The organism is Plantactinospora sp. B24E8 (assembly GCF_039871735.1).
GTDB lineage: Bacteria > Actinomycetota > Actinomycetes > Mycobacteriales > Micromonosporaceae > Plantactinospora.
In genome coordinates this window covers 149,038-162,854 of sequence record NZ_JBDPMH010000006.1, presented here as the reverse complement: position 1 = coordinate 162,854, position 13,817 = coordinate 149,038, and the positions used below count along the sequence as shown (strand labels likewise).

The following is a 13,817-nucleotide window of genomic DNA, read 5'->3' as shown; positions in this document are numbered from 1 at the left end:
TCACCGGCACGGGCGAATCGTACCGACGTGGGACCTATGCCTCGGTGAGCACCTTGTCGAGGAGGGTTTCCGCCTCGTCCTTGGTGCTCTTTTCGGCGAGTGCCACCTCACCGACCAGAATGTCGCGGGCCTTGGCGAGCATGCGCTTCTCGCCCGCCGACAGGCCCCGCTCCCGCTCACGCCGCCAGAGGTCACGAACAACCTCGGCCACCTTGAGCGGATTGCCGGAAGCCAGCTTCTCCAGGTTTGCCTTGTAACGCCGCGACCAGTTGGTCGGTTCCTCGGTGTGCGGAGCACGGAGGACATCGAAGACCTTGCCCAGGCCCTCTTCGCCAACCACCTCGCGTACGCCCACGATCTCGGCATTCTCGGCGGGCACCCGGACCGTCAGATCACCCTGAGCGACCCTGAGGACGAGGTACTGCTTGGGCTCGCCCTTGATGATCCGAGTCTCGATTGCCTCGATGAGTGCGGCCCCGTGGTGGGGGTAAACAACGGTCTCGCCGACACTGAAAACCATAGGTTCGAAACCCCTTTCGCTGTGTCTAGGGTAACACGCTCAGGCACCGATGTCCCACCGCAGTCCTGACCGTTAGAGCAGCTCAGAGGCCCTGTGAGAGGTCTTTCTTCGGCTTGACAGCGCAGCGATCCGTAGATTTCAACACGCTCTGTGACGTGCAGATCACCGGACGACAAGACGGATCGGGAAAAATCGGATCTAGGGCGTTGCGGTCCAACCAGCATATCTCCTCGACGCCCGCCCGGTCGCCCACTGGCGATACGCCCCCTGGTGGGGGACCCTGGTACCACACCGAACAGTGCGACAGCTGACCGGCCAGGGGGCGCGCTATGAGCACGTCTGCGGACGGGGACGGGCGGCCGGACAACGGCGGCTTCGACGACCTTCCCGAGCTTCCCGAGCTGCCCGACGACTGGGGCCCGGTGGTGATCCCCGACGACCCCGCCGAACTGGCCGCAGAGGCCGCCCGGGTACGCCGCGAACTGCGCCGGGAAGCCCGCCACGCCACCTGGCGGCGACGTCTCGGACTGACCTCCGCCACGGGGCCGGGCCCGCTGCGGCTCTCCCTACTGATCATGACGGTTGCCATCCTGGCGACCCTGACCAGCCTCTTCGCCCTCGCCTGGCCCGGTCAGCCGCGCCCCACCCCGAGCACCCGGACGACCCCGAACCAACCATCCGGGCGGACCCTGCCCGCCCTCGACCTGTTGGGCGAGGACGGTCAGGTCGTCCCGTTGCGCAGCCTGCTGCCCGCGATGGTCGTCCTCGCCGACAACTGCTCCTGCGTCCAGGAGCTCGACGCGGCCGTCCGCGCCGCGCCGCCCGGGGTCACCGTGGTCGCGGTACGCACCCGGCGCACCGAACCGGAACCGGGCAGCCCACCACCGGCCGGTGCCGGACGACTCCGACTGCTGACCGACCCCACCGCGGAGTTGCGTAGCTCGCTGCAACTGTCCAGCCGACCGGAGACCGCGACCGCGCTGCTGGTCAGCCGGTCCGGCGAGATCATCCGCACCGTACCGGCGCTGCTCCCGGTCGCGGACTACCAGGCCGACCTCGACCGACTACCCGCCGCCGACTGAGCCGGCGGTCGCCGGCCGGCCACCGCCGGGTGCGTTCAGGGCAGGGCGACGACCTGCACGGCAACCTCGACCGGTCGACGGTCCAGCCGGCGCAGCACCACGCCGATCCGGACGCCGGCGGCGACCACCCGGAGCGTGCCGAACGGCGCCGGGCAGCTCACCGTCCGGGCCAGGTGCCGGGCCGTGGCCGCCTGCAGCCGCAGGCTCAGTTCGCCCGACCCGCCGCAGACGTACTGCACGAGGTAGCGGCCACCCGGGCGGCTCGGTGCGGACCAGTAGACGAACCTGCGGTCGGTCAGCACCGTCGCCTCGCGCCAGACCGTACCGGGGAAGGTCGGCAGCAACTGCCCGACCAGGGTCGGTCTGCCGCCGACCTCGGCCCCGCCGCCGGTGCCGGTGCCGGTGGCCCGGGGCCGGTCGTCGGCCACCACCGGCACGACCCGCGCGGGTGTGGACCGCGACGACCACCAGGCACCGACCCCGACGGCCAGCACCACCGACAACGTCAGCGCCACCCTCCGCACCGGGGCCTCCCTCCGGCCACCCAGTTGGTGTCCCGCCCGCCCGGTCGCTAGGACCCGGCCGCCCGGTGCCGCTCGACCGGCCGGCCCGTACCGGGCCACCGGTCCAGCAGCGCCGCGTAGAGCGTCAGCCCCGGTCCGAAGGCGAGCATCACCACGGTACGCGGCGGCAGCGCGGAACGCCGGAGTCGATCCAGGATCAGCAACGACGTCGGGGACGAACAGTTGCCATGATCGTGCAGCACCCCCCGGGACGCGGAGAGCGCCTCCGACGGCAGACCCAGCTCCTCCTCCACCACGTTCAGGATCCGGGGCCCGCCCGGATGCACCGCCCAGCCGTCCACCTCGGAGACCTGTCGGCCGTGCCGGGCCAGCAGCCCGGTCACCAGCTCGGTCACATGCGACGCCAGCACCTGCGGAACCTTCGGCGACAGCCCCATCCGGAAGCCGGTGTCGGTCAGCTCCCAGGTCATGTGGTCCGCCGTCGAGGTGTCGGTCACCGCGGTCACCTCGCGGACGACGTACCCCGGACGGTCACCGGGGGCGACCACGGCGGCGACCGCGGCGTCCGAGAAGAGCGCGTGCGAGACGATCTGCTGGGTGTCCATCCGGGACGAGGCCGGCTGCAGGTGCAGGCTGGTCAGCTCCGCGCAGAGCAGCAACGCCGGCCGACCCCGGGCCGCCACGAAGTCGTTCGCGGCACCGAGGCCGGGCAGCGCGGCGTAACAGCCCATGTGCCCGACGAACATCCGCTGCGTCTCCGGCGCCATCCCCATGTCCCGGGCGAGCAGGATGTCCAGTCCCGGGGTGGCGTAGCCGGTACACGAGCAGACCACGAAGAGTCCGATGTCCCCGGCCCCGATTCCCGCGTCGGCCAACGCCCGGGTGACCGCCTCCTTGCCCAACGGCAGCGCCTCGATCTGGTAGCGGCGCATCCGCCGCTCGGTCGGCCACTCCGAGACGTCCTCCAGCAACGGACTCACCGCGGCCTGCCGCCGGTCCACCCCGGAGTTCGCGAAGATCCGCTGGGCGAGCGCCCGGGTCGGCCCGGAGAAGTGCCGCGCGAAGAAGCCCTCCCACAACTCGTCCTGACCGGACCCGGGCGGCAGCGACACGCCAAGTCCGACGATCACCCCGGATCCGTCCCCACTGCTCCCGCTCACCATGGCCGCCCTCCGATCGCGACTGCGCGCCAGCCCGCGTTCCGCACGCTCACCGAGCCCAACCTTCAAGCGCGACCGTGGGACTCGGGGGCCGCGCGCGTCGTCGGAGTACCCAACGACCACCCACCGTGCACCGGCGCGGCCGAACCGGCCCGCACCGGCCGGATCACCACCGGGGGGTCGAACCGTCGCGGTCCGGATCACCACCGAGCGCCGCGACACCCAGCCAGTCCGCGCAGACGTCCGAGGTCGCCGGATGCAGCGACCCGCAGCGGGCGTCCCGGTACAGCCGCTCCAACGGATGACCACGCCGGGTCGCCGAGGTGCCGGCCGCCTCCACCATCGACGCCGCCACCTCCGCCGCGGTCGTCCCGGCGAGCAACTTCGCCCGCCACACCCAGCGGTTCGTCTCCACGTCCCCCGGCGCCTCGTCGACCCGGCGGGCCGCCTCCGCCACCGCCAACTCCGCGGCGGCGGTCGCCGCGTCGGCCCGACCCACCCGGGCCCGGACCGCCGGCAGCCCGTCCAGCCCCCGACCGGTCAGATGCTCGACCGCGGCGTCGATCGCCGAGCGGGCCACCCCGACGTAGACCGCGGCGTAGCTGGCCACCAGCCAGTGCGGCATCAGTTGCGCGACCACCAGGGCCAGCCCCTCGACCCCGCCGAGCAGCCGGTCGGCCGGCACCACCACGTCCAGGTGCAGGTCGTGCGAGGCGGTCGCCCGCATACCGAGGGAGTCCCAGGTCGGTTCCACCTGCAACCCGTCCGGGGTGGCCGGCACCAGGAACTGGGAGACCACCGACTGGTCGGCGGCGCTGCGGGCCGCCACCAGGTACGCGTCCGCGTGACCCGCACCCGAACAGAAGGTCTTCACCCCCTTGATGTGGTAACCGCCGTCCACCGCCTCGTACGTGGTGGTCAGCTTCGACAACCGGGAACCGACCCCGCGTTCGCTCATCGCCACCGCGTACCAGGCCCCGGCCGCCGCCTCGGCGAGCAGCCGGTCCCGGGCGACCAGTGCCTCGTCCGGTACGCCGAGCGCCCCGGCCAGTTCCTCGGTGAGCGCACCGAGGGCACCGGTCACCGAGGCGTGCATGTTGAAGACCAGCGCCGTCGCCCCGTTGCCCCGGGCCAACGCGGTGGCGACCGCCGCGTACCCGGCGAAGCTGGTCCCGAGACCGCCCAGCCGCGGCGGGACCATCAGGCCGAGCAGTCCGCCCGCCCGCAGGTCGGCGAAGTCCTCGACCGGAAAACTGCCGTCCCGGTCGTGCCCGGCCGCCCGCGCGGCCATCCTCGGCGCCAGCCGGCGTGCCTCCGCCAGCGCGTCCGTCGTCATCCGTGCCCCTCTCCGCCCTGCTCCCGGCTGGTCCCCCAGCCCTGGTAGAGCACCGCCGCCGACCAGGTCGGCACGATCCGGGGTGCGTCCCGGCCGTCGACCGACCGCCCCGACCGGCGCAGCGCCCGGCGAGCCAGCCAGCGGACGGTGCCCCAGACCGCCGGCCGGACACCCCGGACCCGCAACGTGATGCCGTGCCGACCGCACTCCCGGACCAACGCCCGGGCGTCGACGAAGAGACGTGGATCGTGGATCCCCCGGGGCACCCCGGGCAGGCCCTCGGCCAGCCGGACCGCCACCAGGCGGCTCAGCGCGGTCGCGTTGAGCGTGTCGAGCACCAGCAGACCGCCGGGGCGCAGCAGCCGGGCGGCCTCGGCCACCACCCCCGGCCAGTCCGGCACGTGCTCCAGCACCTCACCGGCGGCCACCACGTCGGCGCACCGGTCCGCCAGCGGTACGGCGCCGACGTCGGCGTTGACCGGACGTACCCCGTGCGCGGCGGCCTGGACGAGCGCGGACCGGGTCAGGTCCACCCCGACATGCCGGTAACCCTTCGCGGCCACCCGGGGAGCCAGCAGACCGGCACCGCAGCCGAGGTCGACCAGCACCGCGCCGGGGCGGGTGGCCGGTGGGACCAGCGCCGCCCGGGCCTCGGCCAGCCAGTGCAGCATCGCGAACGCACCGTCCGGGTCCCACCACTCGTCGGCCAGGTCGTCGTACTGACGTGGATCGTTGCGCGGCAACACCCGGCGGGGTCGTACCCGGGTGGCGCCGTCCTGGTCAGGGGCGTCGGGCGGCCCGGGCACCGCCATCGCCCCGGCCCGCTCGTCGCGCATACGTCGAGCCTGGCACGACCGGTTGGTAACCACCAGACTTCCCATATGGTGCACGTGGTGTTAGGGCTGGTCCGGGCAAGCCACCCGGAGCCGGCGGTCGCGGTGACCACGGTCTCCGCCCTGCTCGCCTGGGGAGTCGGTCACCCGCCCGCCGGGGTCGCGGCGGTGGCCCTCACCGTGCTCGCCAGCCAGCTCGCCATCGGCTGGGTCAACGACCTGCTCGACGCCGACCGGGACACCGCCGTCGGCCGCCGGGACAAGCCGGTCGCCGCCGGTCAGGTCGGCCGTCGTACGGTCGGGGTGGCCGGGGTGCTGGCCGCCGTCGCCACCCCGCTGCCGGCACTCACGCTCAACCCGACCGCCGCGTTCTGGGCCACCGTCGCGCTGGTCTCCGCGCTGCTCTACAACTGGCCGCTGAAGTCGACCCCGGCCTCCGTGCTGCCGTACGCGGTCTCGTTCGGGGCGTTGCCGGCGTTTGTCGTACTCGGGTTGCCCGGCACGCCGACGCCGCCGGCCTGGCTGGTCGCGGCGGGTGCGCTGCTCGGCGCCGGCGCCCACTTCGCGAACGTGCTGCCGGACCTGGCCGACGACGCCCGGACCGGGGTCCGGGGTCTGCCGCACCGGCTCGGGCCGGCCGGCACCCGGACGGCGGCGGTCCTGCTGCTGCTGGCCGCGACCGCGACGCTGGTGCTCGGGCCGCCCGGACCGCCGTCCTGGGCCGGGCTGGGGGCCATCGCGGTCGCCGCCGTGGTCCCGCCCGCGGTGTCGTACGCCAGTCGGGCCAGCGCCGGCAGTCGGCCGGCCACCGCGGCCCCGGCGGTCGGGGGCGGCACCGGCGTCGTCGGCGACGCCGGCACTGTCCGGCCGGACCGGCCGGACCGGCCGGACCGGCCGGTCGCGGTCTTCCGGGCCGTCATGCTGGTCGCGCTGATCGACGTCGTCCTGCTGGTGGCGAGCGGTCGGGTGGTCTGAGCCCGACGGTTCGCCGGCCGGACCCGCCGGTCGGAGGTGGGTCGGGTTACCGGGTCGGCGTACGGGAGCCGATCACCGCCCACTACCCTGGAGGCTGTCCGGCCCGGGTACCACGACCGGGACCCGGGCGCACTCGGCCGGGTAGTTGAGACCAGGTAGTCAAGACCAGGCAGCCACGACCTCGGCCGGGAGCCACGACCACCACCGGAGCCCGGCACCATCCGCCGGGAATCGCGACACCGCGACCGGGATCGCCACGAGGAGGACCAGGTGACGGGCTCGATCAGGGGGGCTTGGCGCGCCACGGCGGTGCTGGCCGGTACGGCCGCCGCCACCACCCTGCTGCTGTCCGGGTGCGGCGCTGGCCAGATCGCGGAGACGGCCGCCCGGGTGCCGACCAGCGTCGGCAACAACGCCCAGTCGGCGGACAACCAGTTCAAGGTCCGGAACCTGTCGATCGACTACCTGAGCACCACCGGCTACCCGGCCGGCGCCGACGCGCCGCTGACGGTCACCCTGTTCAACGACTCCGACAAGCCGGTCACGGTCCGGGTCAGCAGCGAGGGCGCCCGGACCGTGGTGCTCGCCGGCGCCGCCTCGGGCAGCCCGACCACGCCCCCGCCGGCCAACCCGACCCCGACCGCCGCCGAGAGCCCGAACCCGGGTGGTTCGCCGTCCGGCGATGCCGGCAGCCCCTCGCCGGGCGGGTCGGCCAGCCCGACCGCCACGACGACCCCGACCGCGGCGCCGGAGACGCCCGCCGAGATCCAGATCCCGGCCCGCAGTTTTGTCCTCCTGAACAAGCCCACCGGTCGCTGGCTCCAGCTCAACGGGCTGGCCGCCGCGCTGCCGCCGGGTGCGTCGCTGCCGCTGGTCTTCGACTTCGGCGGGACCCCGGTCCAGACCCAGGCTCCGGTCGCGGTACCGCTGCAGCCGGCGCCGGTCGCCACCCCGGTCATCGAGGAGGGTGGCGGCGGCCACGAGTGACCGCTCCCGCTCCACCCGCGCCCTGCACCGGTCCACCCGGGGCAGGGCGCGTCGCGTCGTACGGGTTGGTTAGCGTGCGGGGGTGACCAGCCGAGCCACGCCACGCCCCGCCGCCGGACGCGGCCGGACGGCGGCCCGCGAACCCCGCCCCGCGTACGAGTGCGACGCCTGCGGCCACCAGCCGCCGAAGTGGGTCGGCCGCTGCCCGGAGTGCGGTGAGTGGGGCTCCGTCGTGGAGTCCACGATCACCGGCCCGACCGTCTCCGGTCGGGTGGTCAGTTCCCGGGCCCCGGCCGAGCCGGCCCGGCCGATCGCCACGATCAGCGCCGCCCCGGCCCGGGCCCGGCCGACCGGCGTCCCGGAACTCGACCGGGTGCTCGGCGGCGGTCTGGTTCCCGGCGCGGTGGTGCTGCTCGCCGGCGAACCCGGGGTCGGCAAGTCGACCCTGCTGCTCGACGTCGCCCAGCAGTGGGCGGCCGGTGCCGGCAGCCCGTCGCTGGTGGTCAGTGGCGAGGAGTCGGTGAGTCAGGTGCGGTTGCGCGCCGAGCGGATGGGCGCCCTGCACGAGCGGCTCTACCTGGCCGCCGAGAACGACCTCGGCGCCGTACTCGGCCACCTGGACGCGGTGAAGCCGGGTCTGCTGGTGCTCGACTCGGTGCAGACCATCAACACCCCGGGGACCGAGGGGGTGCCGGGCGGGGTGACCCAGGTCCGGGCGGTCACCGCCGCCCTGGTCTCGGTCGCCAAGGAGCGCGGCATCGCCACCGTGCTGGTCGGGCACGTGACCAAGGACGGCCAGGTCGCCGGTCCCCGGGTGCTGGAGCACCTGGTCGACGTGGTGCTGCACTTCGAGGGCGACAAGCACTCGTCGCTGCGGATGGTCCGGGGCGTCAAGAACCGGTTCGGTACGGCGGACGAGGTCGGCTGTTTCGAGATGCACGAGGGCGGGATCAGCAGCCTCGCCGACCCGTCCGGCCTGTTTCTGACCCGTTCGACCGACCCGGTGCCGGGCACCTGCGTGACGGTGGCGATGGAGGGCCGGCGGGCGCTGGTGACCGAGGTTCAGGCGCTGATCGGCGCCACCGTGGCCGGCTCGCCCCGGCGGACCGTCTCCGGGCTGGACAGTGCCCGGCTGGCGATGGTGCTCGCGGTGCTGCAGCGGCGGACCGAGCGGCTGACCCTGCACGACCGGGAGGTCTTCGCGGCGACCGTCGGTGGGATCCGGGTGGTCGAGCCGGCCGCCGATCTCGCGGTCGCGCTGGCGGTCGCCTCCGGCGGGCTCAACCTGGCCATCGCCCCGGATCTGGTGGCGATCGGCGAGGTGGGGCTGACCGGTGAGGTGCGCCGGGTCGCGGCGGTGCCCCGGCGGCTGGCCGAGGCGGCCCGGCTCGGTTTCCGGTACGCGCTGGTCCCGGTCGGTTGTGGGCCGGGTACGAGCGGGGTGACTCCGGAGAACATGCGGGTGATGGAGGTCACCGACGTACGATCGGCGCTGCGTAGCGTGGCGCAGGCATCGGCTGAGTAACCATACAGTCACCGCAAGTCGAAGTTTGCTCGCCGTACCATGCATACGCCCCGCACGATCCCGACCGGCCCGCGAAGGATGCCCAGACAAAGCACACGATCCCCCGACAGACTGGGCACCGTACGGCCGACGTCGCGAGAGCGCCGAGGCGCATCGATGGGAGGAACCCGGCACAGTGGCACGTCACAGTAACCGCGACAGCACCCAACGCAGGGCGGTCCGTAGAATGTCCGGGTGCCGATCGACCGCGACGCGAACCGAACCGCCAGCGCGGCTCCCCCTGTCCGCAGCACCGCCGGCTCGACGGCGCGCGCCGTCAGCGCCGGTCTGGGCATGAACAGCGCCGGACCGACCGGAGACCCGCTGCGCGCCAACCTCGCGCTGATGGCTCCGGGTACGGCGCTCCGAGACGGCCTGGAGCGCATCCTCCGGGGCCGCACCGGTGCCCTCATCGTCCTCGGCTACGACAAGGTCGTCGAAGGCCTCTGCACCGGCGGCTTTCCGCTGGACGTCGAATTCTCCGCCACCCGGGTCCGTGAACTGTGCAAGATGGACGGCGCGGTGGTGCTCTCCTCCGACGGCACCCGGATCGTCCGGGCCGCGGTGCACCTGATGCCCGACCCGACGATTCCGACCGAGGAGTCCGGCACCCGGCACCGCACCGCCGAACGGGTGGCCCGGCAGACCGGCTTCCCGGTGATCTCGGTCAGCCAGTCGATGCGGATCATCAGCCTCTACGTCAACGGTCAGCGACACGTCCTCGACGACTCGGCGGCGATCCTGTCCCGGGCCAACCAGGCGCTGGCCACCCTCGAGCGCTACAAGTTGCGCCTCGACGAGGTCTCCGGCACCCTCTCCGCCCTGGAGATCGAGGACCTGGTCACGGTCCGGGACGCGGTGGCAGTGGTGCAGCGGCTGGAGATGGTCCGTCGGATCGCCGACGAGATCGCCGGCTACGTGGTGGAACTCGGCACCGACGGTCGGCTCCTCGCCCTGCAGCTCGACGAGCTGATGGCCGGCGTGGACGCCGACCGGACCCTGGTGATCCGGGACTACCTGCCGAGCGGCCGCAAGGCCCGCACCCTGGACGAGGCACTGGTCGAGCTGGACCTGCTCACCGCGACCGAGCTGATCGACCTGGTCGCGGTCGCCAAGGCGATCGGCTATCCGGGCGCCTCCGACGCCCTCGACGCGGCGGTCAGCCCTCGTGGTTTCCGGCTGCTGGCCAAGGTTCCCCGGCTGCCCGGTCTGGTCGTCGACCGGCTGGTCGACCACTTCGGCAGTCTGCAGCGGCTGCTCGGGGCCACGGTCGAGGATCTGCAGGCGGTCGACGGGGTCGGCGACGCCCGGGCGCGTGGGGTGCGTGAGGGCCTGTCCCGGCTCGCCGAGGCGTCCATCCTGGAGCGGTACGTCTGATTCGTCGCCGGGCTTTCCAGTGGCCGCGGCTTGACGGCCGGGGCGTGAGGTGGTGGCCGGGGCGTGAGGTGGGTGGCCGGGGCGTGAGGTGGGTGGCCGGGGCGTGAGGTGGGTGGCCGGGGCGTGAGGTGGGTGGCCGGGGCGGCCCGTCCCGCTCTGGGCGGTCAGGCTTGATCCCGACGCGGGTCGGGCCGCCCCGGCCGTAACCAGCTCGCGGCCGTCCGCACCCTGGCCGCCCCGGCCGTAACCAGCTCGCGGCCGTCCGCACCGTAACCGCCCCGGCCGTAACCAGGTCGCGGCCGTCCGCACCCTGGCCGCCCTGGCCGTACCGGGTGCCGGCCGTCGGGATCCGTTCGGTTCGCGGCTGGCTGACGGTGGCGGTTCGTGGCTCAGTTGGTGATCGTGAGCTTCACCGGGTCGCTGCGCTTGTCGCCGAGCCGCCCGAAGAGCTGGTACGTCCCGGCCGGTGCGGGATCGCCCGAGGCGCTGCCGTTGTCGCAGCCGGAACTCCTCCGGCCGTTCCACGGCAGACCGAACTCCTCTTCGTGGTAGGGCGGGAACGACTTGACCCTGTTGCCGCGCACCTCGCTGCAGACGTCGGAGGACCAGATGGTGGTCGCCCCCGCCTTGATGTAGATCTCCTGCACGTCCGCGCCGACGTCCCGGTTGCAGGTCCGGTCGGAGACGTTCTTGATCCTGATCCGGAGCTGGATCGTCTGGCCCCGCTGCATCGAGGTCTGCGAGGCCACCGGAATCACCGACATCTCGTCGTCGGCGCACTCGTTCTCGACCGGTGGCGCCGGAGGGGGCAGCGGCCCACTGCCGGGCGGCCCGCCCGCCTCCTCGACCTGCGGATCCGTGCCGTCGGGTGGGGCACCCGAAGGATCCACCGTCGGCGCCCCGGACTCCGGAGCACCTGATTCAGGGGTACCGGTCTCCGGGGTGAGGATCGTCGGCCCGGCCGAAGGTGTGGCGTTCCCCGACGGATCCGTGCCTGCCTCCTTTGTATCGTCAGGTCCGTTGCACGAGTAGATCAGCACGATCAGGGAGAGCAGCACGGCACCGAGCACGACGGCACGCCGCCGCCAATACACGGCGGGCGGCAGGGGGCCAACCGTCAGACGCATAATGTCCTCACCGTAACGGTAGCCGCGCCGAGGACATCCACGACGCGCCGACGACGGGCCGGCGCCTGGAGAACAGCACGCCGAGGACGTACCGGCGCCCGGGGAACCCGGCGCGTCCGGCCCGGCGGCGGGCGGGTGTCCGGTACCCGTCCCCTCGGCTGCCCGGGCCGGTCACTGATAGACCTTGCGCTGGTAGACGGCGTGGGCGCCGGCCACCCGGTCGAGGAAGAGCAGGCCCGCACAGTGGTCGATCTCGTGTTGCAGGGCGCGCGCCTCGAAGCCGTCCGTGCTCAACCGCACCTCGACGCCGGTCCCCGGCAGCACGCCACGCACCAGCAGCCGGCTGGCGCGTTTCACGTCCCCGGTCAGGTCCGGCACCGACATGCAGCCCTCCCGCCCCGGCCGCCACCGGCTGGCCTCGACGACCTCCGCGTTGCACAACACGAAGGTGCCGTGTGAGGTGACCGTCTTGGGGTGCCCGGTCACGTCGACCGCGAAAACCCGGGCGCCGACGCCGACCTGCGGCGCGGCCAGGCCGACACAGCCCGGCGACACCCGCATCGTGGCGATCAGGTCGGCGGCGAGGCGTACGACGTCGTCGGCGCGCGGGTCCACCGCCTCGCCGGCCCGGCTCAGCACGCCGGCCGGGGCGGTGACCACCGGTAGTACCCGACCCGGGTCGCCGAGGACCTCCGGGGTCCAGTCACCCAGGCCGGACCCCTCCACCGCCATTCCGGCATTCTCCGCCATCAGAACAGGTCCGACTCGGCTCGCCGCAGGCTGACCTCCACACCCAGCCCGGCGGCCACCTCGACCAGACGGTCGGACAGACCGTCGGCGGCCCCCGGCGGCAGCTCCACCTCGGCCAGCAGGACGTAGAGCGGACCGGTGAGCCGGGTCGTCAGATCGGTGACGTTGCCGCCGGCCTCGGCCAACACCCGGGTCAGCGCGGCGACGATGCCGAGCCGGTCGGCGCCGTGCACGGCCATCAGGTACGGCTCACCGACCGGCGTCCGCGCCGTCTCCACCCCGACCTGGCGTACCGTCGCCACCAGCTGTCCGTCCGCGACGACCGGGGTCAACGCATCCTCGGCCTGCTCCTTGGCTGGGCCGACACAGATCAGGGTCATCGCGAAGTGACCCCGCAGCCGGGTCATGGTGGAGTCCGTGAGGTTGGCACCGACCCGGGCGAGCGCCTCCGCGACGTCGGCCACGATGCCGGGACGGTCCGGACCGATGACGGTGATCGCGAGCTCGTTCATCCGGGCAGTCTGCCCGATCCGGGTACGCTCCGGGCCCCAGCCCGACACGTCGCCCAAGTTGCGGGACACCGTCCCGCCGTGGCTCTCCCCGCCTGCGGCGCCGGTGGTGGTGGTGCCACCCGCGTGCGGCGGACCGACGGCATGACAGGATCGACGGCGCCATGTCCGAGACCCCACTCGCCACCGCGGTTGTCCGGTGGTACGACAAGAACGCCCGTGACCTGCCCTGGCGAGAGCCCGGCGTCGGGGCGTGGGCGATCCTGGTCAGCGAGGTCATGCTCCAGCAGACGCCGGTGGTACGGGTGCTGCCCGCCTGGCGGGCCTGGCTCACCCGGTGGCCCGAGCCGGCCGTGCTGGCCGCCGACACCCCGGCCGAGGCGATCCGGATGTGGGGACGGCTCGGTTACCCCCGTCGTGCCCTGCGGCTGCACGAGTGCGCGGTGGCGCTGGTGGAACGACACGGCGGGGCGGTACCGACCGAGTTGGAGCAGCTGCTGGCCCTGCCCGGGGTGGGCAGCTACACGGCCAGGGCGGTCGCCACCTTCGCGTACGGCCGACGGCACCCGGTGGTCGACACGAACGTTCGCCGGGTGGTGGCCCGGGCGGTGGCCGGTGAGCCGGACGCGGGTCTGGCCACCCGACCGGCCGATCTGGTGGCGACCGAGGCGCTGCTGCCGGCCGAGCCCGCCGTGGCGGCCCGGGCCAGCGCCGCCTTCATGGAACTGGGCGCGGTGGTCTGCACCGCCCGGTCACCCCGCTGTGTCGACTGTCCGCTCGTCGACCGGTGCGCCTGGCGGGCCTCCGGGCAGGCCGCGCCGGCCGGGCCGACCCGGCGGCCGCAGCGGTACGCCGGCACCGACCGGCAGGTCCGGGGGCGGCTCCTGGCGGTGTTGCGCGAGTCCACCGGTCCGGTACGCCGGGAGCGGCTGGACCTGGTGTGGGCGGACGACGTACAGCGGGCCCGGGCGTTGGCCGGCCTGGTCGAGGACGGCCTGGTGCAGGCGCTCGCCGCCGACCGGTACGCGCTCGCCGGTGAGCCCGGGAATGCCGTACCGCAGCTGTGACGGCCC

Annotated in this window: 14 protein-coding genes; 6 read left to right on the top strand and 8 right to left on the bottom strand. The window is 73.6% G+C overall.

What is annotated here, in order from left to right:
• Positions 1 to 34: 34 nt before the first annotated feature.
• Positions 35 to 520: a CarD family transcriptional regulator gene (locus tag ABGB21_RS12460; protein ID WP_347651538.1), complete on the bottom strand. Its 486-nt coding sequence runs from the start codon at positions 518 to 520 to the stop codon at positions 35 to 37.
• A gap of 329 nt (positions 521 to 849) precedes the next feature.
• On the opposite strand from ABGB21_RS12460, the gene ABGB21_RS12455 reads away from it, so the two are divergent.
• Positions 850 to 1,602 carry a hypothetical protein gene (locus ABGB21_RS12455; protein WP_347651537.1) on the top strand — a complete coding sequence of 251 codons (753 nt, stop codon included), beginning with the start codon at positions 850 to 852 and terminating at the stop codon, positions 1,600 to 1,602.
• Between the two features lie 35 nt (positions 1,603 to 1,637).
• On the opposite strand, the gene ABGB21_RS12450 is transcribed toward ABGB21_RS12455, so the two are convergent.
• From ABGB21_RS12450 to ABGB21_RS12435, 4 genes are all read right to left on the bottom strand, one after another.
• The gene (locus tag ABGB21_RS12450; RefSeq protein WP_347677786.1) at positions 1,638 to 2,126 is read right to left on the bottom strand and encodes a hypothetical protein; all 489 of its coding nucleotides are present in this window, start codon (positions 2,124 to 2,126) and stop codon (positions 1,638 to 1,640) included.
• 47 nt (positions 2,127 to 2,173) lie between these two features.
• Entirely contained in the window at positions 2,174 to 3,289 is a 1,116-nt protein-coding gene (locus ABGB21_RS12445; RefSeq protein ID WP_347651535.1) for a type III polyketide synthase, read from the bottom strand.
• Positions 3,290 to 3,452: 163 nt separating this feature from the next.
• Positions 3,453 to 4,622 (bottom strand): acyl-CoA dehydrogenase family protein, encoded by a 1,170-nt coding sequence (locus ABGB21_RS12440; RefSeq protein ID WP_347651534.1) that lies wholly within the window; start codon positions 4,620 to 4,622, stop codon positions 3,453 to 3,455.
• Positions 4,619 to 5,458: a methyltransferase domain-containing protein gene (locus ABGB21_RS12435; RefSeq protein WP_347651533.1), complete on the bottom strand. Its 840-nt coding sequence runs from the start codon at positions 5,456 to 5,458 to the stop codon at positions 4,619 to 4,621. The genes ABGB21_RS12440 and ABGB21_RS12435 overlap by 4 nt, the downstream gene beginning before the upstream one ends.
• A gap of 45 nt (positions 5,459 to 5,503) precedes the next feature.
• Here ABGB21_RS12435 and ABGB21_RS12430 point away from each other — a divergent pair, with 45 nt between their 5' ends.
• The 4 genes from ABGB21_RS12430 to disA all read left to right on the top strand — a co-directional run bounded on the left by ABGB21_RS12430 (position 5,504) and on the right by disA (position 10,358).
• Positions 5,504 to 6,430, top strand: a complete 927-nt coding sequence (locus ABGB21_RS12430) for a UbiA family prenyltransferase (RefSeq protein WP_347677784.1) — start codon at positions 5,504 to 5,506, stop codon at positions 6,428 to 6,430.
• Between the two features lie 270 nt (positions 6,431 to 6,700).
• Positions 6,701 to 7,417: a hypothetical protein gene (locus ABGB21_RS12425; protein ID WP_347677782.1), complete on the top strand. Its 717-nt coding sequence runs from the start codon at positions 6,701 to 6,703 to the stop codon at positions 7,415 to 7,417.
• Between the two features lie 82 nt (positions 7,418 to 7,499).
• Positions 7,500 to 8,942: a DNA repair protein RadA gene (gene radA / locus ABGB21_RS12420; RefSeq protein ID WP_347651530.1), complete on the top strand. Its 1,443-nt coding sequence runs from the start codon at positions 7,500 to 7,502 to the stop codon at positions 8,940 to 8,942.
• Between the two features lie 234 nt (positions 8,943 to 9,176).
• The gene (gene disA, locus ABGB21_RS12415; RefSeq protein WP_347651529.1) at positions 9,177 to 10,358 is read left to right on the top strand and encodes a DNA integrity scanning diadenylate cyclase DisA; all 1,182 of its coding nucleotides are present in this window, start codon (positions 9,177 to 9,179) and stop codon (positions 10,356 to 10,358) included.
• Positions 10,359 to 10,747: 389 nt separating this feature from the next.
• Here the strand turns inward: disA and ABGB21_RS12410 are convergent, their stop codons facing one another.
• The 3 genes from ABGB21_RS12410 to ABGB21_RS12400 all read right to left on the bottom strand — a co-directional run bounded on the left by ABGB21_RS12410 (position 10,748) and on the right by ABGB21_RS12400 (position 12,747).
• Entirely contained in the window at positions 10,748 to 11,485 is a 738-nt protein-coding gene (locus ABGB21_RS12410) for a hypothetical protein (protein WP_347651528.1), read from the bottom strand.
• Positions 11,486 to 11,656: 171 nt separating this feature from the next.
• Entirely contained in the window at positions 11,657 to 12,217 is a 561-nt protein-coding gene (locus tag ABGB21_RS12405) for a peptide deformylase (protein ID WP_347677780.1), read from the bottom strand.
• Positions 12,218 to 12,234: 17 nt separating this feature from the next.
• Complete coding sequence (locus ABGB21_RS12400; protein WP_347677778.1) at positions 12,235 to 12,747, bottom strand: ACT domain-containing protein; 513 nt, start codon at positions 12,745 to 12,747, stop codon at positions 12,235 to 12,237.
• A 161-nt stretch (positions 12,748 to 12,908) separates the two neighbouring features.
• On the opposite strand from ABGB21_RS12400, the gene ABGB21_RS12395 reads away from it, so the two are divergent.
• Complete coding sequence (locus ABGB21_RS12395; protein ID WP_347677776.1) at positions 12,909 to 13,811, top strand: A/G-specific adenine glycosylase; 903 nt, start codon at positions 12,909 to 12,911, stop codon at positions 13,809 to 13,811.
• Positions 13,812 to 13,817: the final 6 nt, after the last annotated feature.

What these genes read in the sequence shown, in the direction of transcription:
- ABGB21_RS12460 (WP_347651538.1), bottom strand. Translation starts at nt 520, where the DNA reads ATGGTTTTCAGTGTCGGCGAGACCGTTGTTTACCCCCACCACGGGGCC.
- ABGB21_RS12455 (WP_347651537.1), top strand. Translation starts at nt 850, where the DNA reads ATGAGCACGTCTGCGGACGGGGACGGGCGGCCGGACAACGGCGGCTTC.
- ABGB21_RS12445 (WP_347651535.1), bottom strand. Translation starts at nt 3,289, where the DNA reads ATGGTGAGCGGGAGCAGTGGGGACGGATCCGGGGTGATCGTCGGACTT.
- ABGB21_RS12440 (WP_347651534.1), bottom strand. Translation starts at nt 4,622, where the DNA reads ATGACGACGGACGCGCTGGCGGAGGCACGCCGGCTGGCGCCGAGGATG.
- ABGB21_RS12435 (WP_347651533.1), bottom strand. Translation starts at nt 5,458, where the DNA reads ATGCGCGACGAGCGGGCCGGGGCGATGGCGGTGCCCGGGCCGCCCGAC.
- ABGB21_RS12430 (WP_347677784.1), top strand. Translation starts at nt 5,504, where the DNA reads ATGGTGCACGTGGTGTTAGGGCTGGTCCGGGCAAGCCACCCGGAGCCG.
- ABGB21_RS12410 (WP_347651528.1), bottom strand. Translation starts at nt 11,485, where the DNA reads ATGCGTCTGACGGTTGGCCCCCTGCCGCCCGCCGTGTATTGGCGGCGG.
- ABGB21_RS12405 (WP_347677780.1), bottom strand. Translation starts at nt 12,217, where the DNA reads ATGGCGGTGGAGGGGTCCGGCCTGGGTGACTGGACCCCGGAGGTCCTC.
- ABGB21_RS12400 (WP_347677778.1), bottom strand. Translation starts at nt 12,747, where the DNA reads ATGAACGAGCTCGCGATCACCGTCATCGGTCCGGACCGTCCCGGCATC.
- ABGB21_RS12395 (WP_347677776.1), top strand. Translation starts at nt 12,909, where the DNA reads ATGTCCGAGACCCCACTCGCCACCGCGGTTGTCCGGTGGTACGACAAG.